Origin of the sequence: Pseudarthrobacter sp. C1, from assembly GCF_034720455.1 — a bacterium.
Classification (GTDB): Bacteria; Actinomycetota; Actinomycetes; order Actinomycetales; family Micrococcaceae; genus Arthrobacter.
In genome coordinates, this window is record NZ_JAYESK010000009.1 from 33,475 (window position 1) to 54,093 (window position 20,619).

Genomic DNA, 20,619 nt, shown 5'->3' on the forward strand with positions numbered 1-20,619 from the left:
GTGCGTTCAGCCTCGCGGAGCCTGCGTCGGCGGGATGTTGTGGTTAAGGCGGAAGATGTTGTGGGGGTCGTACCGGTCCTTCAGGGCTGACAGCCGCTGGAACTTCTCCGGTCCGTACGCCGCGCGGGCGGCATCCGGCCCCTTGAGCCCGACTTCCGCACCCAGGAAATTGACGTACTCCCCGTGCTCTGCGAAGGGCTGCATGAGCCCGTGTGCTTTGCGGGCGAACGCGGTCAGCCGCTCGTCCTCGGAGGGATCGCGCCAGAACCCGTAGACATTCAGCCAATACCGGGCAGACCGGTTCGGGAACGCCGTGGCATCGTCAGGTACCCGTCCGAACGCCCCTTCCATATGGTGGATATCGATGCCGGTGCCTTCCCACGCAAGCTCGGAGGCGAAACCCAGCAGGACATCCACCGACTCCTCATCGAGGCGGGAAAAGGAGACGTTCTTCCAGTAACCGCGCGAGCCTTTGGGAAAGACGCTGTCCATGGCGCTCTGCCAGTCCAGCCAGGAGGTGGGGCCGACTTCCCCTTCGTCGGGCGGAGCGCCGGCCCGGAGCCGGTCGACAAGGGCGAGCCCGGCCCCGTGGTCCTCCGCGACCCACGCAAACCCGATGATCATCCACGGGTCGCTGCCCATTCCGAATTCCGCAGGGAAGACCAGGAACGAGACGATCGGGTTCATTTCATCGGGCAGGTTCCGGGTCCAGTCGGCAAAGGCAAGGAGGGCGTTCCGCCAGTGTTCCCGCCGGTAGAACAGGTTCCCGCCCAGCGGGGCCGGCGGCAGCGCGCGGGCATGGAAGGTAAAGGACGTCACCACGCCGAAGTTTCCGCCGCCGCCGCGCAGGCCCCAGAACAGCTCCGGGTTCTCGTGGGCGGCGGCGTGCAGGTGTTCTCCGGTGGCGGTGACGATGTCCACGCATTCCAGGTTGTCCAGGCTCAGGCCGCTTGACCGCGTCAGCCAGCCCACGCCCCCGCCGAGCGTCAGTCCTGCCACGCCTGTTCCGCTAATCACTCCCAGGGGGACGGCAAGGTTGTGGGCGGCAGTTTCGCGGTCGACGTCGGCAAGGGTGGCTCCGGGTTCAACGGTCACCAGTTTGCTGCCGGCGTAGACCTGGACGCGCTTGAGCTGGCCCAGATCCAGGACCAGTCCGCCGTCAACAGTGCCGTGTCCTGCAACATTGTGGCCGCCGCCGCGGACGGCCAACGCCAACCCCGTGCGCCGCACTGCGTCCAGAACGGCGTCAATATCCGGCATGGCCCCGGCCCGGACGACGGCTCGCGGCCGGAGATCGACCATGCCGTTCCACACCCGCCGGGCTTCCTCGTACAGGGCGTCATGGGGCTCGATCAGGGATCCGGACAGCTTCCCGCGCAGCTCGTGCAGTGCCTGCTGTACCGCCAGTTCCCTGGTGTTCTCATGGACTGTGGACATCGTCGGTGCTCTTCCGCTTAAGGGGCTAAGCCCCCGGGGATAAGGAAGATATGGAAGGCGTCAGGCGCCTGTGATGAGGAACTGCCGGCAAATTTGGCCGGAAGCAGGATGCGATGTCCAGAGTGTAAAACCGCCGCACCGCGGGGTCAATAAGCGCGCGCTACCCGCGCGTCAGCGGAGCAGCTCCACGTCCGAGACCAGCTCGATGTGGGCAAGCATGGCTTCGGCGGCGCCGTCGGCATCCTGCCCCCTGACGGCATCGGCGATCTTGCGGTGGGAGGCGAGGGACTGCTCGGGCCGGCCCGGCTGGCCGAGGGATTCCATCCTGGTCTCCAAAATCATTTCTGCGATGAAGGCCATGAGCTGCGCCAGCACCGAGGAGTGCGCTGCCGCCGTAATCGCCTGGTGGAACAGCTCGTCGCCGCGGGCTCCGCGGTCGCCGTCGCTGATCTCCTTCGCCATGACCTCGAGCGCCTCGTCGATGGCAGCCAGGTCTTCATCGGTACGCCGGACAGCGGCGAGGGCGGCAAGCTTCACTTCAAGGGTGCTGCGCGCCTCCACGATTTCCGGCAGCCGGCTCTGGTGCTCCCGCAGGCCCTTGATGACCGAGGCCACGCTGGGCCGCCGGGCCAGGACGGCGCCGGTACCGTGCTGCACGTCGATAACCCCGAGCACCTCAAGGGCAACGAGGGCCTGGGCTAGCGTGGCGCGGGAAACGCCTAGGCGCTCGGCAAGGTCGCGCTCCGCCGGCAGCAGGTCGCCGGGCCGCAGCTGGGCAGACTCGATGTAGGACAGGATCTGCTCCACGAGCTGTTCGTACAGCCGGGGCCGCGTGATTCGTTCCAGTCCCAGCCGTGATGCCTTCTCCACAAAGCCCTCGCTACGTCGTCGGTCCCTCCACAATACAGCCTTCTCCTATTGACAGATAGACTCGGTCTCTAGGAGGCTAGTCCAGTGAGCCAGTAACTCACGTCACACTTTCGTCCAACGGAGGACCAACGATGTCCGCTCCTGTTTTGTCCATCATCATTCTTGCGGCGATGTTCCTGCTCGCCACCGTCCTGCCCCTGAACATGGGCGCCCTTGCGTTCGTGGGCGCCTTCCTGCTGGGTACCGTTGTGCTGGGAATGTCCACCAGTGACATCCTGGCCAACTTCCCCGGCGGCCTGTTCCTGACCATCGTCGGCGTCACGTACCTCTTCGCCATCGCCCAGAACAACGGCACCATCGACCTCCTGGTGAGGGGCGCCGTGCGGCTGGTGGGCAACCGCGTAGTCCTGATTCCCTGGGTCATGTTCGCCATCACCGCCGTCATCACGGCCGTCGGCGCCCTGTCTCCGGCCGCCGTCGCCATCATTGCCCCGATCGCCCTCAGCTTCGCCGGGAAGTACAGGATCAAGCCCCTGCTCATGGGCATGATGGTGATCCACGGAGCGCAGGCAGGCGGGTTCTCGCCGATCGCCGTATACGGCGTCACGGTGAACGGCATCCTCGCCAAAACCGACCTGGACTTCAGCCCCACCGCCTTGTTCCTGTCCAGCCTCGTCTTCAACCTCGTGATCGCCCTGGTGCTCTTTGTGGTCCTGGGCGGCCGTGCACTGCTGTCCTCCAAGGTGAGCCACTTCGTGGAGCAGGCAGCCGAAGCGCGGATGGCGGTCAGTGTCGGGGCCAAGTCCGGCGACGTCCCCTTCAAGGGCTTCGGCTCCGGCATGTACGGACCCCGGGATCCGGCAGGCGACGGCGTGGCAGCCACCAAGGAGCGCTCCGAGCGCGTCCCGCAGCTGGTGACCATCGCCGGCCTCATCGCCCTGGCCGTCATCGCCCTCGGCTTCAAGGTGGACGTTGGATTTGTCTCCATCACCATTGCCATCGTGGTGGCGCTCGTCTCGCCCGCTGCCCAGAAGGGCGCCATCAACAAGATCAGCTGGTCCACCGTGCTGCTGATCTGCGGCATGCTGACGTTCGTCGGAGTGCTGGAGGAAGCCGGAACCATCGAGTTCGTCTCCAACGGCGTGGCCGGCCTGGGCATGCCGCTGCTGGCGGCCCTGCTCATTTGCTTCATCGGTGCAGTGGTCTCCGCCTTCGCATCGTCCACTGCCATCCTCGCCGCACTCATCCCGCTTGCGGTGCCGTTCCTGTCCACCGGCGAAATCGGAGCGGTCGGCGTGATCTGCGCCCTGGCAGTTGCCTCCACCATCGTGGACGTTTCGCCCTTCTCCACCAACGGTGCGCTGGTCCTGGCCAACGCGCCCGAGGGCGTGGACAAGGACCGGTTCTACAAGCAGATCCTGGGCTACAGCGGCATCGTCATCGTCGCAGGGCCCGTCCTTGCCTGGCTCGCCCTGGTGGTCCCCGGATGGCTCTAGCCACGTAACCTCAGCACCCGCCTTTCCCGTTCCACCAGAAAAGGAACCAGCGCATGAGCAGAACCGACAGTACGCAAGGACCCTTGTCCGGCCACCTCGTGGTGGACCTGAGCCGGGCCCTGGCCGGACCGCATGCCGGCATGATGATGGCGGACCTGGGCGCCCGCGTCATCAAAGTGGAGAACCCCGGCACCGGGGACGACACCCGCGGCTGGGGCCCGCCCTTCGTGGGCCCCCCTGAGGACCCCCAGTCCACCTACTTCATGTCCTGCAACCGCAACAAGGAATCCATCAGCCTGGACCTGAAGAGCGGAGATGGCCAGGCGGTGCTGCGGGGGCTGCTGGAGCGCGCCGACGTGGTGATCGAGAACTTCCGTCCCGGGGTGATGGACAGGCTGGGCTTCTCCACGGCCGCCATGCACGAACTCAACCCGCGCCTGGTAATCCTCTCCATCACCGGGTTTGGCCACGACGGGCCGGAATCCCGGCGCAGCGGCTACGACCAGATCCTCCAGGGCGAGGCCGGGCTCATGTCCCTCACGGGGTCAGGGCCGGACGACCCCCAGCGCGTCGGGGTTCCCATTGCCGACCTGCTTTCCGGCATGAACGGGGCGTTCGGAGTGGTGGCGGCGCTGGTTGAACGGGACAGGACCGGCCGCGGGCAGGTAGTGCGGACTTCACTGCTGGCATCACTGATCGGGGTGCACGCGTTCCAGGGCACCCGCACCACGGTGGCAGGGGAAGTTCCGCAGGCGCAGGGCAACCACCATCCGTCCATTGCTCCCTATGGCCTTTTTGCCTGCCGGGACGGGAGCGTGCAGATCAGCGTCGGCAGCGAAAAACTGTGGGCCTCGTTCGCCGCGGCCTTCGGCCTGGACGCGGCGGCGCCCGGCTTTGCCAGCAACGCCGAAAGGGTGGGGAACCGCTCCGGCGTGATTGCCGCCGTCGAACGCGCCTTTGCCGGCTACGGGGCAGCAGAGCTGCTGCAGAAGCTGAACGACGCCGGGATCCCCGCAGGGAAGGTGCGCTCGCTTGACGAGGTGTATGCGTGGGAACAGGTTGCGTCCCAGGGCCTGGTAGTTGACGTCGACCACCCGCTGCTCGGCAAGGTCAGCCTGCCCGGGCCGCCGCTGCGGTTCTTTGCCGCCGGTGACGCTGCGGAAACCACCGTCACCGAACACGACGCGCCGCCCTTGCTGGACGAGGACGGGCAGGCCATCCGCGAGTGGCTGGGCCTCGGCGCCGTAGCCGCGGGGGCGAAATAGCATGGCGACGACGGAAAAGGTGCGGCACCTGGGCGCCGCCGAACTGCTGGACAACGTGGTGGACCAGGGTTCCTTCGTCTCCTGGGACACGCCGGTTCAGGAGCCGCCGCTGTCCGGGGAGTACTTCCGCGACCTCGCCAAGGCAAGGGACCGGAGCGGTACGGACGAGTCCGTGATCACGGGCGCCGGGCTCATCCGGGGGCGCCGGGTGGCGGTGATCGTCAGTGAGTTTTCCTTCCTGGCGGGATCGATCGGCCACGCGGCGGCCCAGCGGATCGTGGCCGCCGTCGAACGGGCCACGGCTGAGGGGCTGCCGCTGCTGGCCGGCCCTGCGTCCGGGGGCACCCGGATGCAGGAAGGGACACTGGCCTTCCTGTCCATGGTGAAAATTACCGGGGCCGTGCGGGCGCACCGCCAGGCCGGCCTTCCCTACCTGGTCTACCTGCGGCACCCCACCACCGGCGGCGTCATGGCCTCGTGGGGATCCCTAGGCCACATCAACGTGGCAGAGCCCGGCGCCCTCCTGGGATTCCTCGGCCCCCGGGTCTACGAGGCCCTGCACGGCGAAGCCTTCCCGGAGAACGTACAGACAGCGGAGAACCTGTTCAACAAGGGACTGATCGACGGCGTGGTGGAGCCTGCCGACCTCGCCGACCTGGTGGCCAGGGCCTTGGAGATCCTGTGCGCGAAGCGGGCCGGCGTTCCGGCGAAGCCCGCAACGCTTGGCGTCCGGCCTGCTCCCGTGGATGCGTGGACATCGATCGGCATCTCCCGGCGTCCCCGGCGTCCTGACCTGCGGCAGCTGCTGAAATACGGGGCGGTGGATGCTCTGCCCCTCAACGGAACGGGCCAGGGGGAGAAGGACCCGGGGCTGCTGCTGGCCCTGGCCCGCTTCGGCGGCCAGTCCTGCATCGTCCTGGGCCACGCCCGGCCGCTCCGCAGGGACGCTGCCGGCATGGGGCCCGGATCCCTGCGGGAAGCGCGCCGCGGCATGAAGCTGGCCGAGGAGCTGCGGCTGCCGCTGCTCACAGTCATCGATACGGCGGGTGCGGCGCTCTCGCAGGATGCGGAGGAAGGCGGGCTGGCAGGGGAGATCGCGCGCTCGCTCCACGAACTCATTGGCCTGGCCGCCCCGTCGGTCTCCGTGCTGCTCGGCCAGGGCGCCGGGGGAGGGGCGCTGGCGCTGCTGCCGGCGGACCGGACCATTGCGGCGCAGCACAGTTGGCTCTCACCGCTGCCTCCCGAGGGTGCCAGCGCCATCGTGCACCGCACAACGGCACATGCCCCCGCGATGGCCCAGGCGCAGGGCGTGAACGTCGCATCGCTGTACGCTAACGGCCTCGTGGACCACATCGTGGATGAGCGGGACGACGCCTCCCTGGAGCCGCGCGAATTCTGCCAGCGCATGGCAAAGGCCATCGAGTATGAGCTGGGCTCGCTCGCTGGCCTTCCCGTTCCAGGCCTCGTTGCCGCGCGGTCCGCGAAGTATCGGAGCCTGGGCGCGGGGTGACCTGGCCCCTCCGCGCGCTACCTCCGCTGCTGGACCCTCGCGCGGTGGGCGTTCCTGCGCAGCTGGAGGATGCGGGCGCCGCCCGCCATCGCAACGAGGACGCCGCCGGTCACGCTGGCGATGAACAGGGCCATGCCCAGCGGGACCATTCCTTCCAGCCCGAAGTAGCGGACCACCACCTGGTCCTGGTTCTGCAGGATGAAGATGATCAGCAGGATCAGGATCACCAGGGCCGCCACCACGGCAGCCCACACCACCCCTGCGCGCGTCACCCGGGGCTGATCCGCAGCCGCCGGGGTACGTGTTGTAGGACTGGGGGTAACGGGCGAGCCGCTTGCCGGCCGCGCATTCGGCGCAGCCGCAGTGCCGGTTCGGTCCGCCGGCGGCATTCCTTCGCCACTCGGCTCCGGCTGCCCCTCAGGCCCCGGCGTGTACTGTCCAGCACTCATTCGTGTCCCCTTCCAAAATGCTAAGCATGCTTACAATGCCACCTTAGCGGGCGGGGTTCGGCAGGCACAACGCCAGTTCCGCTGAGCCCCGGCGCTCCGGCACCTCATATTCGCTCTTCGACGGCCGTCAGCTCACCCGCTTCGTCCGCCACAAGAGTCCACCGGGTAACAGTGCCGTCCGGGGCGGGCTGCGATCCGCGGGGCCAGTGCGTTGTCAATACGGCGGCGGACCCCACTTTCCCGCCGCGGTTCGGCGGCAAAGGTCGTCCGCAATGTCAGGGGTTTCGCCGGGACCGCGTCCGGAAGACAGCGGAAGGGCCCTCAGCGAAGACCCCTCCGTTGACTTTTCCACGGACTTTGCGCCAGCGTCATACCCTCTCCCTGCGCCGTTCGGCAGAGGTGGTGCCGGGCTTCGGTGTCTTCCACCAGGCCGGGAAAGCCCAGAACGTGAAGTCCTGCGCCTTGACTGTCTTCTCCGGCATCTCTACCGGGGTTTCCGGGGTGTCCTGCTTGGCTTCAGGCCGGCGGCGGGTTTCCTTCCTATCGCCCCACCCGAAGTCCTTGCTGGATGAATAGCACATCACAGACCTCCTTACAGTGACTGCCCTTTAATCGTCCTCCCGTTTCCGTGGGGAGTCGACACCTTTTGCGCAAAGCCTCTGCGGCGTCACTGTTCAGTCATGCCCGAAGGGTGGTTGTCCGCCGTGATCACGTCCTCGGCCTCCTGCGGTCGGTGGAACTCGCACGGGCCATGGTGCCGGAGGGGCAGGAGGCAGGTCCGTCCAGTGGGCAGGTGGACCATGCCGCAGCGGCCCCTCTCGGCCAGGTCCTCCCGGATGGTTGCGTTGTTCAGGTCCGGCCTGGCCGGGTTCGCTCCGTGGGGTGTTTCGCTGGCAGCGGCTCGGGAGTGTTCAGCATTCATGGTCGGCAACTCCTCGTTGAGTGATGGCCGGATAAGGGAAGCGAAAGCCGGGCGGACTCTGCCAGTCTGGTCCCGCACGGTTACGGGAGCATTAAGCGGGTGTTAGATCCAGGTCAACAAGCCCTCCACGCGGCTTTTAGTACCCCAACTGATTGGCCACCTGGAGCAGGAGGGCCTCGGAACCGGCCGGCCCCACCAGCTGGATGCCCATCGGCAATCCCTGGCCGGGTGCTCCTCCGGTCCAGTGGACAGGAAGGGTGACGGCCGGCAGGCCACAGACATTGACCACGGAGGACCATGGCGCGTACTCGCACTGCTTGCGGTAGTCCCCGTCGGCGTCCCCCGGCCACTGGGCCGCGGGCCACCGGTCGCCGCCGTGCATGCCGGTGAACCAGCCCACCGGACGCGGCGTCTGCGCGAGCGCCGGCATCAGCATCAGGTCCCACCGGGCGTACTGCGCCACAGTATCGTGCTGGAACTGCCGCAGGAAGGCCAGGGATTCAGCGAGTTTCGCCGGGCTGCGCTGCTGTGCCCGACGCCGGAAGGTGCGGGTCAGGGGAGCCAGCAGCGCCTCACGGTGCGGGCTGATCCTGGCCGTCCCCACTGCCGCAGTCCAGGCCGTCGTGAAGGCGTCCGGGTAGCGGTTGTCATAGCGGATGGAAGCCTCGCCGAGGGAATGCCCGGCATGTTCAAGCAGGCGGATGCCCGCATTGAGGGCATCCAGCGCTTCCTGCTCGGGGCTGAAAGGAAACGTCCCGAACCACGGGCTGTCCAGCGTAATCCCGATTCGGAGCTTCGCTGGTTCCTGCTTCAACGCCGCGAGGTAGCCGCCGTCCTTTTCGGGAACATCCCCGGGCATGCCGCGCGTGCGTGCAGCGGGCGTGGACATTGCGGAGGAGGGCCCGGCGGGCACCAGGGCGTCCATCATAAGTGCGGCATCGGCGGAGGTCCTTGCGATGGGGCCGGCCACCACCAGCCGGGCGGGATCCCCGAGGCTTTCCCCGGCCGGGACCAGGCCCCGGCCGGGCTTGAGCCCCACCAGTCCGCAGGCTGCAGCGGGAATCCGGACAGATCCACCGCCGTCGGTCCCCGGCGCGAAAGGAATCAGCCCGGCGGCCACAGCAGCCGCGCTGCCGCCGGAGGATCCCCCCGAGCTCCTGCTCAGGGCATGGGGATTGCGCGACGGCGGCGCGATCCGGTTTTCGCTGTAGGCGGTCAATCCGAACTCGGGCACTTGGGTCTTGCCCAGCGAAATAGCCCCCGCTTTACGGAGCAGGGCCACCAGTGGTGCGTCGCTGAGGGCCGGCTTGTGGTCCACCGCGGCGCTGCCGTGCGTGGTTGGCACGCCTTCCACGTCGGTCAGGTCCTTGTAAGCCAAGGGCATGCCGTGCAGGAGGGGCAACTCCCCGGCCGGAATCCGGGACCGCAGTGAGTCGGCGGAGCGGGCCTGCTCCATCGCCTGGTCCGCCGTCACGGTGACAAAGGCGCCCAGGGGGACGTTCTGCCGGTCTATCCGCTGCAGGAAATGGGCTGCCGCCTCCGCTGCTGAGACCTTCCCCTGCCGCAGCTGGTCCCGGAGGGCCACTGCGGGCAGTTCGTGGAGTTCAGCCACGGGAGCCCGCGGCCAGGGCAGGATGGCCGCGGCCCGTTCGGCCTCGGCCTCCGGCTGCGGCCAGGACGCGGTGTTCAGGAAGCAACTTTCCTCCTTGGGTTCACACAGAAGCTTAACTTGGCTGCGCGCAAGCCCCTCCGGGAGGTAAAGCACTAGGCTTAAAGCGACCCCCGATCCGCGAAGGCAGGAATCACCATGAGCGATTTCGACAACGTTCCCGTCAACGACATCCCCGATGATGCGGTCATCCTGGACGTCCGTGAGGATTACGAATGGGTGGCAGGGCATGCAGAGGGCGCCCTCCACATTCCCATGGACCAGCTTCCGGGCCGTCTGGAGGAACTCGACCCTGACGAGGACGTCTACGTCATTTGCCGCACCGGCGGCAGGTCCTTCCGCGTGGCGCAATGGCTCACGGGCCAGGGCTACACCGCCATTAACGTTTCCGGCGGCATGGACATGTGGCTGGAAGCCGGCAAGCCCCTCGTCTCGGACAACGGGCTGAAACCGATGGTGCTGTAGGCGAGGAAAATTCATGTCCGAGTCCTCCGTGACCTATGCCTTCCTCGGGCCCGCGGGTACCTTCACCGAGGCTGCCCTCATGCAGGTGCCGGATGCCGCGCAGGCTACCCGCGTGCCGTCGTCGAACGTCAATGCTGCCCTGGATAAAGTGCGTGACGGTTCGGCGTTTGCTGCCATGGTCCCAATAGAGAACTCGGTGGAGGGCGGCGTTACCGCTACCTTGGACGCAATCGCCGGCGGCAAGGAACTGCGGATTATCCGCGAGGTCCTGGTGCCCATCAGCTTCGTGCTTGTGGCCAGGCCGGGGGTCGGGCTGGCGGACGTGCGCCGGGTGTCAACCCACGGCCATGCCTGGGCGCAGTGCCGGCTGTGGATGGACAGGAATATCCCATCAGCGGAATATGTACCCGGTTCATCCACTGCCGCTTCGGCAATGGGGCTCCTGGACGAGGCCTTCCATTATGACGCGGCCATCTGCGCTCCCCTGGTAGCCCGGGAACAGCCCGGGCTGACCGTTCTGGCGGAGGACATCGGTGACAACCCGGAGGCCGTGACGCGCTTCATCCTGGTCAGCCGCCCGGGCGCGCTGCCCTCGCGCACCGGAGCGGACAAAACCACCGTTGTGGTGCCGCTTCCGGAGGACCGTCCGGGAGCCCTGATGGAGATCTTGGACCAGTTTGCCAGCCGCGGCGTAAACCTCAGCCGCATTGAGTCGCGGCCCACCGGACAGTTCCTGGGGGACTACTTCTTCAGCATCGACGCCGACGGGCACGTGGGCGACGAGCGGATGGCCGATGCCCTGGCCGGGCTCCACCGCCTCAGCCCGGCCACGCGCTTCCTCGGGTCATATCCCCGCGCGGACATGCAACGCGCAGTGGTGGAGCCGCACACGGCTGACCAGGCGTTTCGCGCAGCGCGGGAGTGGGTGGAAGGCATTCGCCGGCCTGCATGACAGGGCGGCGAAAACGGCCCTGCCCGCTTCGCCCAAAGCGTACGCAAATGCCCCCTGAAGTACTTTCGCGGGCTGTTGACAATGCGTATGCTTGCCTGATCCACATGGGGGATGGCCCCTAGCGAAGGGAGCGCGTCATGACCACCAGCGGCACCGAAAACGACGGCCAGGGGATGATCGTCAACCCCCGGCCCACTGCCGACAACCAGGACTGGGACGGCGACGACGCCGACCGTGCCGATCGCCTGCGCTTTGAAGAAGAACAAGCCATGATCCGCGAGCAGTCCGAGGCCCATGCCGCCGCCAAAGCTGCCGAGGAGCACAAACGCAGCCGCAACTGACCACTAATCCTCCCCTTTGACCCGGATCAAGAGAGACCGCGGCTCCACCTCGACCGTGAGCTTGGTGGCCTCGCCGGAGGTGTCGCCGTCCAGCTGGATGGGCATCGGTTCCGGACACTTTATGACCACTTTCCCGGAGCGGTAAACGGTCATGTCGGGCAGCTTCCCGGTGTGCTTGAACATGATTTTGACGTACATCAGCAGCCATCCGACGGCACTGCGGGGGCTCATCACCACTACGTCCAGCATGCCGTCGTCGATCATGGCCTGGGGTATGAAATCGATGCCGCCGGGGATCAGGCCGCAGTTGGCGAACAGAACGCTGCGGATGTTGCGGACCTGCCCCGGACTGCCGTCCAGGGAAATCGTTACCTTCTTCCTGGGTCCCGGGAGATGCCGCATGCCGGCCTCGGTATATGCGAGCCATCCCACGGCCTTCTTCAGTCCGGCATTGGTGTCGGCCAGGATTTCGGCATCCATGCCGATGCCCGCGATCACCAGGAACGAGTGTTCGGTTGATTCCCCGGTCCAGGAGTTTTCAATGCTCATCCGGGCGGTGTCGATGTACCGTTGCCGGCCGAAAAGCGCAGTATTGACGCTGGCATGAAGGTCGTTGACGTCCAGGTCGACGTTCCGTGCCAGCAGGTTGCCGGTGCCCAGCGGGATGAGTCCCATGGCCACGTCCGTGTGCGCGAGGGACTCGGCCACCACACGGACTGTGCCGTCGCCGCCGCCGACGAGGACGACGTCGGGCTTGTACGCCAGGGCCGCCTTGACCTGCGAATAGCCGGGGTCCTCCGCCGTCGTCTCGAAGAAGACGGGGTTCTCCCAGCCCGCCGCCAGACATCCCCGCTGGATGATGCCTTTCGCTTCGCCCGCGCGGGTTTTGATGGGGTTGAGGACTACGGCCACGCGCTGCCGGGCCAGGCCAGGTTCGTGCGCGTCGGCGCCTACGGTGCTGCGGATGTGCAGGGCCTTGAGCTTGCGCACGCCCCACCAGCTTGAGATGGCAAACGCGAGGGCCACCCCAATCAGCAGGTACAGGATCCAGTCGCTCATGGTGGTTCAACAGTAGCCCGGCGAAGCCTTCCGGTCCGGCACGCCCGCTGCCGCCCGCCGTCTTCCGCGGTATTGGATACCCTTGTGTGGTGATCGACGTAAAAGACCTCAGCGAAAACCCGGATAAATACCGTGCAAGCCAGCGTGCCCGCCGTGCGGATGAATCAGTGGTGGACGCGATCATCTCCGCGGATTCCGCCCGCCGCGCGGCGCTGATCCGCTTCGAGAACCTCCGTGCCGAGCAGAACGCTTTCGGCAAGAAGGTGGCACAGGCCAAGGGCGACGAAAAGAAGGCGCTGCTGGCCGAGGTCAAGGAGCTGGCCAACTCGGTCAAGGCCGCCTCCGCCGAGGCCGATGCCGCCCAGACGAAGCAGGAAGAACTGCTGCGCACCATCCCCAACCTGGTTGAGGACGGCGTTCCCGAGGGCGGCGAGGATGACTACGTGGTGGTCAAGACCGTCGGCACGCCCCGCGAATTCCCGGACTTCGAGCCGAAGGACCACCTGGAAATCGGCGAGCTTATCGGCGCGATCGACATGGAGCGCGGCGCCAAGGTTTCCGGCGCCCGCTTCTACTTCCTGCGCGGGGTGGGTGCCCGGCTGGAGATGGCGCTGCTGCAGATGGCCATGGACCAGGCCATCGAGGCCGGTTTCGTCCCCATGATCACGCCCACCCTGGTGCGCCCGGAGACCATGCAGGGCACCGGCTTTGACGTAAAGCACGACGCCGAGATCTACCGTCTCGCCGAAGACGACCTCTACCTGGTGGGCACCTCCGAGGTTGCCCTCGCCGGGTACCACGCGGACGAAATCCTGGACTTCGCTGCCGGCCCCATCCGCTACGCCGGCCAGAGCTCCTGCTACCGCCGCGAAGCCGGGTCGCACGGCAAGGACACCCGCGGCATCATCCGAGTCCACCAGTTCAACAAGGTGGAGATGTTCATCTACACCACCGTTGAAGAGGCCGCCGCCGAGCACCAGCGGCTGCTGGCGTGGGAAGAGGAGATGCTGGCCAAGTGCGAGCTGCCGTACCGGGTGATTGACACCGCGGCCGGCGACCTCGGCATGTCCGCCGCCCGGAAGTACGACTGCGAAGCGTGGGTTCCCACCCAGGGCGCCTACCGCGAGCTGACCTCCACCTCCAACTGCACTACCTTCCAGGCCCGCCGGCTGAACATCCGCGAACGCGCGGTGAACGCCGAGGGCGTCGCGAAGGGCACCCGGGCCGTAGCCACCTTGAATGGAACCCTGGCCACCACCCGCTGGATCGTGGCGCTGCTGGAGCACCACCAGAACGCGGACGGCTCGGTCAACGTGCCCAAGGCCCTGCAGAAGTACCTGGGCGGCCTCGAGGTCCTCCCGGTCCTCTAGCTTCGCCTGCTTCCCGGGGCATCGCACCCTCTGACGGACTTTGCACCAGGGCATTCCCGGGTGCAAAGTCCGTCAGAGGGTTCTTTTTGCCCTGGTGCCGCTGTTAGGCAGCCCGGCATTCCGCAGCACAGCGCCCAGCCTGGCTGCATCCGAAGCAGTCGCCCAGTCCCAGCGCACCACACTGAACCCGGCCGCACGGAGTTTGTCTTCGCGCTTCTTTTCAGCCAGGACGGCTTGGCGGGACGTCTGGTCGCCCAAGTACTCATCGCGCAGGTACTTCGCGTCGCCGTCGAACTCGCCAATAAGTTTGAACTGCGGCCAGAAGAAGTCGGTCCGGGCAATGAAGTGGCCTCCCGCGCGGAAGTTTGCCTGCAACAGGGGCGCGGGGAAACCCAGGAGGTGCATCTGTGCCCGGCTGAGTGATTCGCCGGCTGATCCGGAGTTGGCAACGGCGAAATTGAGCACCTGGGTGACCCATCGCCGGCGTGCGCCAGACTCCAGGCGCGCGGCGTGCCCCAGCAACTCGTCCTTGCTCACCCGGGGGCCTGAAGTACGACGCATGCCGATAGCATGATCGGCCAGCACTGTTCCGGCCGCAAAGTTCTCTCTTGCGATGACCGCCACCACCGTCTCGGGCAATGGCGTTATCTGTAGCCCTCCGAACGCGATGGTTGGTCCCCGGGAAGCATGCCGGGCGACACCATAGGAGGTGAGTCCCTCGAGTCCGCACAATCCGGATGGCATTCGAGCAGCGGACGTAGTGGGAAGGCTCCGGCCCCTATGGCCCCGTGATGCACCTGCAAGGTGGACATGGTCGGGGACAGCGAGCATCTCCAGGTTCCACAGGACAGCGGCTGTGTTGAGGCAGAACTTTGACGAAGGCAGTTCAAGGTTCACGGCAAGGATTGTCTGCCGGTACCTTTCCCATGGTGGCAGTGAGATCCACTCATCTTTGGCCGCGTACACTCCCTTGCGGACACGGACCAGTTCGCCGCGGGCATACCTTCTGCGGAGTGAGCGCGAGTCTCCGGTACTGCGGTGCAATGCGGCGGCATCAATCAGCTGCATGCCTCCATGGTCGCCGCACCACCGAGGGAAGGGCAGGACGGTTCTGCCCCATGTGGACAACGGTGGCACCCGAGCCGCACCGGGAAACGGTCCCTGCACCGGGGCGTGCGCGGGTGCTTTGTCCGTGGGAGGGTGCACGCCTCAGAACACGGAGGTTAACACTCACACCGGGGACAACCTGTGGGTATTAACCAACTGTTCAATAACTCTGTGGCGCGCGTCCTAGCGGCGTTTCGGGGCGTCTGGTTCACTATTGGAATGACAACGCTGACTGAAACCTCAGTCGCCGGCAACGATGACCGGCGAGATAACAACAACAACAACGGCCGCAAGCTGATGGTCGCACTGGACGTGGACGGCACGCTGGTGGACCACGACGGCCACATGTCCCAGGGTGTCCGGGAATCGGCGCAGGCCGTAGTGGCAGCCGGGCACGAGGTGATGATCGCCACAGGCCGTTCGCTCAACGCCACCTTGCCCATCATCGAGAAAATCGGGATTGAGCGCGGCTACGCCGTCTGCTGCAACGGCGGCGTGACGCTGCGGCTCCATCCGGCACTGGACGGCGGCTACGAGGTCATCCACAAGGCCACGTTCGACCCCGCACCCGCACTCCGGGCACTGCGCGAGCGGCTTCCTTCTGCCAAGTATGCGCTGGAGGATGCGGACGGAAACTTCCTGTCCACCGAGCGTTTCCAGGACCCGAGTTTCGGCGTCGAGGCCATCGGCGTGGATTTCCACACCATGCTTGAAGCCACGGCAGTGCGCGTGGTGGTCTTCAGCACCGAAAACACCCCGGAAGAGTTCAATGAGGCCATTGAACACGTGGGCCTCGCCGGCGTCACCTACTCCGTGGGCTGGACCGCGTGGCTGGACATCGCCGCCGCCGGCGTGACCAAAGCCAGCGCGCTGGAAAACCTCCGCGGCAGGCTCGGCATCGAACGCCACCTCACGGTGGCCATCGGCGACGGCCGCAACGACATCGAGATGCTCACCTGGGCAGGACGCGGAGTGGCCATGGGCCAGGCGCCGGAGGAAGTCATCGCCGTCGCCAACGAGGTCACCCACTCAGTGTTCGACGACGGCGCGGCCCACGTGCTGCGCAGCCTGCTGTAGCTGCGGCAAACCTCCCGAGATTCCGGTTCAGCTGGCAGCCTTACGCGGGCTTCGCCTACGCGGCAGCCGGGCTGCGCAGCTGGCTGGACCGCGCAACTGACTGTCCCCGCGTCCGGCGGAAGCCCGCCGTCGGGCAGAATGGAAAGCATGACCCTCACCACCTTCGCCCTCATCCGCCACGGCCAGACAGACTGGAATGCGCAGCGCCGCCTGCAGGGATCCACGGACATTCCACTGAACGACGTCGGCCGGGCCCAGGCGCGTGACGCCGTTGACGTTTTGTCGGCGTACGAATGGGACGCCATAGTGTCTTCGCCGCTGAGCCGCGCTGCCGAAACCGCAGATGTGATAGCCGGCGGACTCGGGCTGGGCGAGGTCCGCCGCCTGCCGGAGCTCACGGAGCGGAGCTTCGGACCGGCGGAGGGAATGCAGGCGGGCCCGGAACTGGAGGCACTCCGCATCCCCGGGGGCTTCCGCGGCGCCGAAAGCGAGGACGAGGCAGCTGACCGCGGTCTCGCCGCCCTGGAGGCACTGGCCAAGGAGTACAGCGGCAGCCGTGTTCTCGTCGTCGCGCACGGAACACTGCTCCGGGTGAGCCTCAGCCGGGCCGTAGGGACCGCTTTGGCCAGCATCGACAACGCTGTGCTGAACCTGGCGCACCACCACGCGATCGACGGCTGGCAGCTCGAATACTTCAACGGCGAGCCGGTGATGGCGGCAACCCAGGCCTGAGGGGGCCGCAGCCCCTACCGGACCGCGAGGATCAACCCCAGCAGCCGGGCTGCCGCGGGCCGGGCCGCGTGCTCCTCGTTCCACTGAGCCCGTGCCACCGCCTTGCTGACCGCCTGCGTGGTGATTCCGAGTTCCTGGGCCACAGCCTTCTGCTGGCCCCGCACGCCGGGCGTCAGCAGGTCAAGCACCCGCCACTCGGCACCGGAGCGGTCGCGCACGATATGCCCCAGCAGCCGCAGCACGGCCTCGGCGTCGTGGGCCACGTCAGCCAGCGGCCCCTCCACTGCAACCGGAACCCGGTCCTTGCTGCTTCGCAGGCGGTCCACGGCGCGCCGGGCATACACCAGCCCGTGGCCCGAAGCGTCCTTGATCTGGTTGGGCAACGGTTCATTGACGGGCCCTACGCCGATGCCCACGTACCAGGAGCCGTCCCGGAGCGCGATCAGGGCCGCCTCCACCGCCTGGTGCGGGCAGTCCACAATGCCCTGGACCTCGTCCTCCACGGACCGGTCAAAATCAAGGCGCGCAGGAATGTGCCGCAGGTCCCTGAGCAGCTGCGGCACCCGGTCGCCATCGCGCCGGCTATCGGTCTGGTTGATTGTCAGCGTGAACATCTGAATCCAAAGACTACCTGCAGGTAGCAGCGCCAAGGCAAGCGGGGTTGCCTCGGGCTGGCCCATCTGGTGCGATGGGGGAACGGCTGCACCTGGCGGATCGAAAGGGTGGGCGAACGCGACGTGAGGATGGTTATGGCCGGCAGCATGGGGCAGGGCGAACTTGAACTTGTGGACCGCTGGTGGCGCGCCGCCAACTACCTTTCCGTCGGGCAGATCTATCTCCGCTCCAACCCGCTCCTGCGCGAACCGCTGCAGGCCGAACACACCAAATCCCGGCTGCTGGGCCACTGGGGCACCACCCCCGGGCTAAATTTCGTCTATGCCCACCTGAACCGCATCATCCGCCGCGACTCCGCCGAGATGCTTTTTGTGGCGGGTCCCGGCCACGGCGGCCCCGCCGTCGTCGCCAATGCCTGGCTGGAAGGCACCTACTCCGAGGTCTACGGCCACGTGGGCAACGATGGCGACGGCATGGCCGAACTCTTCCGCCAGTTTTCCTACCCGGGCGGCATCCCCAGCCACGCGGCGCCGGAAAGCCCCGGCTCCATCAGCGAGGGCGGCGAACTCGGGTATTCCCTCGCCCACGCGTACGGCTCGGTCCTGGACAACCCCCAGCTGGTCACCGCCGTCGTGATTGGTGACGGCGAAGCGGAAACCGGCCCGCTGGCCGCCAGCTGGCACTCCCACAACTTCCTGGACCCGGCCACTGACGGTGCGGTGCTGCCCATCCTGCACCTGAACGGGTACAAAATCGCCAACCCCACCATCCTGGCCCGGATGCCCGAAGAGCAGCTGGAGCAGTTGCTGCGCGGTTACGGGCATGAGCCCTACTTCGTGACAGTGGAAGACCCGGACAACACGGAGCAGGCGCACCGCGACTTCGCGGATGCGCTGGAACGCTGCATGGCCGGCATCCGCGCCATCCAGGACTCACGGCGGTCTCCCCGGGCCGGACAGGACGGGGCGGATGCCGCTGCCCGTTGGCCCATGATCGTGCTGCGCTCGCCGAAAGGCTGGACCGGACCGCGCGTAGTGGACGGGCTGCAGGTTGAGGGGACGTGGCGCAGCCACCAGGTCCCGCTCTCCGAAGTCCGCACCAACGGGGAGCACCTGAAGCAGCTGGAAGGGTGGCTGCAGTCCTACCGCCCCGAGGAGCTGTTCGACGGCGACGGCAGGCTCCGGCCCGAGGTCGCCGAGGCCGCGCCCACGGGCGCTTTCCGGATGAGCGCAACGCCGCACGCCAACGGCGGACTGCTGCGGAAGGCGCTAAGGCTGCCTGCCTACCGGGACTACGCCGTCGAAGTCCCGGAGCCGGGGACCGAGCGCGTCAGCCCGATGGTCACGCTGGGCTCGTGGATGCGGGACGTCATCTCGCGGAACATGGAAACGTTCCGGCTCTTTGGCCCGGACGAGACCGCCTCCAACCGGCTGCAGGACGTCTACGAGGTCACGGACAAAGTATGGCAGTACAGGATTGACGACGCCGACGAGCACCTTGCGCGGTCCGGCCGCGTGATGGAGGTGCTCAGCGAACACCTGTGCCAGGGCTGGCTGGAAGGGTACCTCCTGACCGGCCGGCACGGGGTCTTCAACTGTTACGAGGCCTTCATCCACATCGTCGACTCCATGTTCAACCAGCATGCCAAGTGGCTGAAGGTGCACCGGCAGCTGCCGTGGCGCCAGCCGGTGGCATCGCTGAACTACCTGCTGTCCTCCCACGTGTGGCAGCAGGACCACAACGGCTTCTCGCACCAGGACCCGGGTTTTATTGACCATGCCGTGAACAAGAAGGCGGAGGTCATCCGGGTATACCTGCCGCCGGACGCCAACACCCTGCTGTACGTCATGGACCAATGCCTGGCCTCCACCGACTACGTGAACATCGTGGTCAGCGGAAAGCAGCCCTCGCCCACCTGGCTGGGCCCCGCCGACGCCGCCAACCACTGCCGACGGGGGCTGGGGATCTGGGCGTTCGCGGGGTCCGAGGTGCCCGGCGAGGAGCCCGACGTCGTGATGGCCTGCGCGGGTGACGTGCCCACCGTGGAGACCGTTGCGGCAGCCGAACTGCTCCGGGAAGGCGCGCCCGGACTGAAGGTCCGGGTGGTCAACGTGGTGGACCTGATGCGGCTGCAGGACGTGAGCGAGCACCCGCACGGGCTTCCGGCCCGGGATTTCGACGGGATCTTCACGGCGGACAAGCCCATCATCTTCGCCTACCACGGCTACCCCGCGCTGATCCACCGGCTTGCCTACCGCCGCTCCAACCAGGACGGGCTGCACGTGCGCGGCTACAAGGAAGAGGGGACCACCACCACGCCGTTCGACATGGCCATGCTGAACGGGATCGACCGGTTCCAGCTGGCCATCGACGCGATCGACCGCGTGCCCGGGCTGGCCGAGAGGCATTCCCTCCTCCGGCAGCACCTCCAGGACCGGCGGATGAGGGCCCGGGAACACACCCGGCTGCATGGGGAGGATCCGGAGGAGATCCGCAACTGGACCCTTGGCGGCGAGGGTCCCGCTAGCTGACGAGTTCCGTCAGCCCGCAGGAGGGCAGGTGGATCCACCCCTCGTCGAGGGCGGCTGCGGCGTGCGCGCCGTCAGGGGGCGCGGTAAGCCCGACGGCGGCCGCGCGGGCGGTGAGGGATGCGACGACGGCGTCGAACAGGTCGTCCGAGGCTGCCAGCCTGTCCTCCTGCCCGGCCAGGTCCAGCCAGGGGGCCTGCTGCCGCAGGTTCGCAAGGAGCATGGAAAGCCGCTCGGTTTCCGGGGTCCCCCGTCCTTTGTAGCCGCGGGCGACCAGTCCCCACAGTTTCAGGGAAGCAGCCGGATAGACCTCCGCGAGGCGTCCTGATCCGTCCCGGGGCTGGGGGCCGTGGAGCGCTGCGATCCTGGCCTGGATCACTGCGCACCGCATGGCCGGGTGCGCCAGCCGGTCCGCGGAGACGCTGAGGGGGATCAGTCCGGTCCGGCGGGTGACGAACCTGTCCGTGTCACGGTAGGCAAGCAGCCGCCGGCCTTCGATGCCGTCATGCGCAAGCACGGGGTCGGCGTCGAAGGTAAGGTGCCCGGTGAGGAACGGGATCAGGGCCCGAGGCCACCCCACCGGGCAGTCGATCCCCGTCATGGCGGCGCCGCCAAACAGTTCCACGATCTCCTGGTCGCCCACATCCAGCGCCAGGTGCACCAGGCTGGCGGAATCCTTGCCCCATTCGAGGACCGCCACGGCGGTTTTCCTGGTGGCGGCGGCCAGGTCGACGCCTAAAGTCCGCATCGGAACC

20 protein-coding genes are annotated in these 20,619 nt (G+C 67.1%); 10 read left to right on the forward strand and 10 right to left on the reverse strand.

Features of this window, described 5'->3' with window-relative positions:
• Nucleotides 1-6: 6 nt before the first annotated feature.
• Together U7114_RS15060 and U7114_RS15065 are read right to left on the reverse strand one after the other, a co-directional pair.
• Nucleotides 7-1,437 (reverse strand): FAD-binding oxidoreductase, encoded by a 1,431-nt coding sequence (locus U7114_RS15060; RefSeq protein ID WP_323057817.1) that lies wholly within the window; start codon nucleotides 1,435-1,437, stop codon nucleotides 7-9.
• A 171-nt stretch (nucleotides 1,438-1,608) separates the two neighbouring features.
• Nucleotides 1,609-2,307, reverse strand: coding sequence for a FadR/GntR family transcriptional regulator (locus U7114_RS15065; RefSeq protein ID WP_323057818.1), 699 nt, complete (start codon nucleotides 2,305-2,307; stop codon nucleotides 1,609-1,611).
• 131 nt (nucleotides 2,308-2,438) lie between these two features.
• Between U7114_RS15065 and U7114_RS15070 the strand changes: the two genes are divergently transcribed.
• From U7114_RS15070 to U7114_RS15080, 3 genes are read left to right on the forward strand one after another with little or no spacing between them, the layout of a single operon-like run.
• On the forward strand, nucleotides 2,439-3,803 hold the full coding sequence (locus U7114_RS15070; RefSeq protein WP_323057819.1) for an SLC13 family permease: 1,365 nt from the start codon (nucleotides 2,439-2,441) through the stop codon (nucleotides 3,801-3,803).
• A gap of 53 nt (nucleotides 3,804-3,856) precedes the next feature.
• Entirely contained in the window at nucleotides 3,857-5,068 is a 1,212-nt protein-coding gene (locus U7114_RS15075) for a CaiB/BaiF CoA transferase family protein (protein WP_157239792.1), read from the forward strand.
• 1 nt (nucleotide 5,069) lies between these two features.
• Nucleotides 5,070-6,578, forward strand: coding sequence for a carboxyl transferase domain-containing protein (locus U7114_RS15080; RefSeq protein ID WP_323057820.1), 1,509 nt, complete (start codon nucleotides 5,070-5,072; stop codon nucleotides 6,576-6,578).
• 17 nt (nucleotides 6,579-6,595) lie between these two features.
• On the opposite strand, the gene U7114_RS15085 is transcribed toward U7114_RS15080, so the two are convergent.
• The 4 genes from U7114_RS15085 to U7114_RS15100 form a co-directional block, all read right to left on the reverse strand.
• Entirely contained in the window at nucleotides 6,596-6,850 is a 255-nt protein-coding gene (locus tag U7114_RS15085) for a lipopolysaccharide assembly protein LapA domain-containing protein (protein ID WP_321215043.1), read from the reverse strand.
• 545 nt (nucleotides 6,851-7,395) lie between these two features.
• Complete coding sequence (locus U7114_RS15090) at nucleotides 7,396-7,608, reverse strand: hypothetical protein (protein WP_323057821.1); 213 nt, start codon at nucleotides 7,606-7,608, stop codon at nucleotides 7,396-7,398.
• 86 nt (nucleotides 7,609-7,694) lie between these two features.
• The gene (locus U7114_RS15095) at nucleotides 7,695-7,949 is read right to left on the reverse strand and encodes a hypothetical protein (protein WP_321215045.1); all 255 of its coding nucleotides are present in this window, start codon (nucleotides 7,947-7,949) and stop codon (nucleotides 7,695-7,697) included.
• Between the two features lie 136 nt (nucleotides 7,950-8,085).
• Entirely contained in the window at nucleotides 8,086-9,561 is a 1,476-nt protein-coding gene (locus U7114_RS15100) for an amidase (RefSeq protein WP_323057822.1), read from the reverse strand.
• A 195-nt stretch (nucleotides 9,562-9,756) separates the two neighbouring features.
• Between U7114_RS15100 and U7114_RS15105 the strand changes: the two genes are divergently transcribed.
• The 3 genes from U7114_RS15105 to U7114_RS15115 all read left to right on the forward strand — a co-directional run bounded on the left by U7114_RS15105 (nucleotide 9,757) and on the right by U7114_RS15115 (nucleotide 11,376).
• Nucleotides 9,757-10,083, forward strand: coding sequence for a rhodanese-like domain-containing protein (locus U7114_RS15105; protein WP_157239784.1), 327 nt, complete (start codon nucleotides 9,757-9,759; stop codon nucleotides 10,081-10,083).
• Nucleotides 10,084-10,096: 13 nt separating this feature from the next.
• Nucleotides 10,097-11,035, forward strand: coding sequence for a prephenate dehydratase (pheA, locus tag U7114_RS15110; RefSeq protein WP_323057823.1), 939 nt, complete (start codon nucleotides 10,097-10,099; stop codon nucleotides 11,033-11,035).
• A gap of 137 nt (nucleotides 11,036-11,172) precedes the next feature.
• On the forward strand, nucleotides 11,173-11,376 hold the full coding sequence (locus tag U7114_RS15115) for a hypothetical protein (RefSeq protein WP_157239781.1): 204 nt from the start codon (nucleotides 11,173-11,175) through the stop codon (nucleotides 11,374-11,376).
• Nucleotides 11,377-11,379: 3 nt separating this feature from the next.
• Here U7114_RS15115 and U7114_RS15120 read toward each other — a convergent pair whose 3' ends face one another.
• Nucleotides 11,380-12,435, reverse strand: a complete 1,056-nt coding sequence (locus U7114_RS15120) for a diacylglycerol/lipid kinase family protein (RefSeq protein ID WP_157239779.1) — start codon at nucleotides 12,433-12,435, stop codon at nucleotides 11,380-11,382.
• 89 nt (nucleotides 12,436-12,524) lie between these two features.
• Here U7114_RS15120 and serS point away from each other — a divergent pair, with 89 nt between their 5' ends.
• Nucleotides 12,525-13,805, forward strand: coding sequence for a serine--tRNA ligase (gene serS, locus U7114_RS15125; RefSeq protein WP_323057824.1), 1,281 nt, complete (start codon nucleotides 12,525-12,527; stop codon nucleotides 13,803-13,805).
• 72 nt (nucleotides 13,806-13,877) lie between these two features.
• Here the strand turns inward: serS and U7114_RS15130 are convergent, their stop codons facing one another.
• Nucleotides 13,878-14,702, reverse strand: coding sequence for a hypothetical protein (locus U7114_RS15130; protein ID WP_323057825.1), 825 nt, complete (start codon nucleotides 14,700-14,702; stop codon nucleotides 13,878-13,880).
• Between the two features lie 429 nt (nucleotides 14,703-15,131).
• Here U7114_RS15130 and U7114_RS15135 point away from each other — a divergent pair, with 429 nt between their 5' ends.
• Together U7114_RS15135 and U7114_RS15140 are read left to right on the forward strand one after the other, a co-directional pair.
• Nucleotides 15,132-15,989, forward strand: a complete 858-nt coding sequence (locus tag U7114_RS15135) for an HAD family hydrolase (protein ID WP_323057826.1) — start codon at nucleotides 15,132-15,134, stop codon at nucleotides 15,987-15,989.
• Between the two features lie 147 nt (nucleotides 15,990-16,136).
• Entirely contained in the window at nucleotides 16,137-16,721 is a 585-nt protein-coding gene (locus tag U7114_RS15140) for a histidine phosphatase family protein (protein ID WP_157239774.1), read from the forward strand.
• Between the two features lie 14 nt (nucleotides 16,722-16,735).
• Here the strand turns inward: U7114_RS15140 and U7114_RS15145 are convergent, their stop codons facing one another.
• Nucleotides 16,736-17,335, reverse strand: coding sequence for a hypothetical protein (locus U7114_RS15145; RefSeq protein ID WP_157239772.1), 600 nt, complete (start codon nucleotides 17,333-17,335; stop codon nucleotides 16,736-16,738).
• 135 nt (nucleotides 17,336-17,470) lie between these two features.
• Here U7114_RS15145 and U7114_RS15150 point away from each other — a divergent pair, with 135 nt between their 5' ends.
• On the forward strand, nucleotides 17,471-19,867 hold the full coding sequence (locus U7114_RS15150; protein ID WP_323057827.1) for a phosphoketolase family protein: 2,397 nt from the start codon (nucleotides 17,471-17,473) through the stop codon (nucleotides 19,865-19,867).
• Here the strand turns inward: U7114_RS15150 and U7114_RS15155 are convergent.
• The gene (locus U7114_RS15155; protein ID WP_323057828.1) at nucleotides 19,860-20,612 is read right to left on the reverse strand and encodes a DUF429 domain-containing protein; all 753 of its coding nucleotides are present in this window, start codon (nucleotides 20,610-20,612) and stop codon (nucleotides 19,860-19,862) included. The genes U7114_RS15150 and U7114_RS15155 overlap by 8 nt on opposite strands.
• Nucleotides 20,613-20,619: the final 7 nt, after the last annotated feature.

Coding starts and splice junctions, on each gene's coding strand:
- U7114_RS15060 (WP_323057817.1), bottom strand. CDS start 1,437: ATGTCCACAGTCCATGAGAACACCAGGGAACTGGCGGTACAGCAGGCA.
- U7114_RS15070 (WP_323057819.1), top strand. CDS start 2,439: ATGTCCGCTCCTGTTTTGTCCATCATCATTCTTGCGGCGATGTTCCTG.
- U7114_RS15075 (WP_157239792.1), top strand. CDS start 3,857: ATGAGCAGAACCGACAGTACGCAAGGACCCTTGTCCGGCCACCTCGTG.
- U7114_RS15080 (WP_323057820.1), top strand. CDS start 5,070: ATGGCGACGACGGAAAAGGTGCGGCACCTGGGCGCCGCCGAACTGCTG.
- U7114_RS15090 (WP_323057821.1), bottom strand. CDS start 7,608: ATGTGCTATTCATCCAGCAAGGACTTCGGGTGGGGCGATAGGAAGGAA.
- U7114_RS15095 (WP_321215045.1), bottom strand. CDS start 7,949: ATGAATGCTGAACACTCCCGAGCCGCTGCCAGCGAAACACCCCACGGA.
- U7114_RS15105 (WP_157239784.1), top strand. CDS start 9,757: ATGAGCGATTTCGACAACGTTCCCGTCAACGACATCCCCGATGATGCG.
- pheA (WP_323057823.1), top strand. CDS start 10,097: ATGTCCGAGTCCTCCGTGACCTATGCCTTCCTCGGGCCCGCGGGTACC.
- U7114_RS15115 (WP_157239781.1), top strand. CDS start 11,173: ATGACCACCAGCGGCACCGAAAACGACGGCCAGGGGATGATCGTCAAC.
- U7114_RS15120 (WP_157239779.1), bottom strand. CDS start 12,435: ATGAGCGACTGGATCCTGTACCTGCTGATTGGGGTGGCCCTCGCGTTT.
- U7114_RS15135 (WP_323057826.1), top strand. CDS start 15,132: ATGACAACGCTGACTGAAACCTCAGTCGCCGGCAACGATGACCGGCGA.
- U7114_RS15140 (WP_157239774.1), top strand. CDS start 16,137: ATGACCCTCACCACCTTCGCCCTCATCCGCCACGGCCAGACAGACTGG.
- U7114_RS15145 (WP_157239772.1), bottom strand. CDS start 17,335: ATGTTCACGCTGACAATCAACCAGACCGATAGCCGGCGCGATGGCGAC.
- U7114_RS15150 (WP_323057827.1), top strand. CDS start 17,471: ATGGCCGGCAGCATGGGGCAGGGCGAACTTGAACTTGTGGACCGCTGG.
- U7114_RS15155 (WP_323057828.1), bottom strand. CDS start 20,612: ATGCGGACTTTAGGCGTCGACCTGGCCGCCGCCACCAGGAAAACCGCC.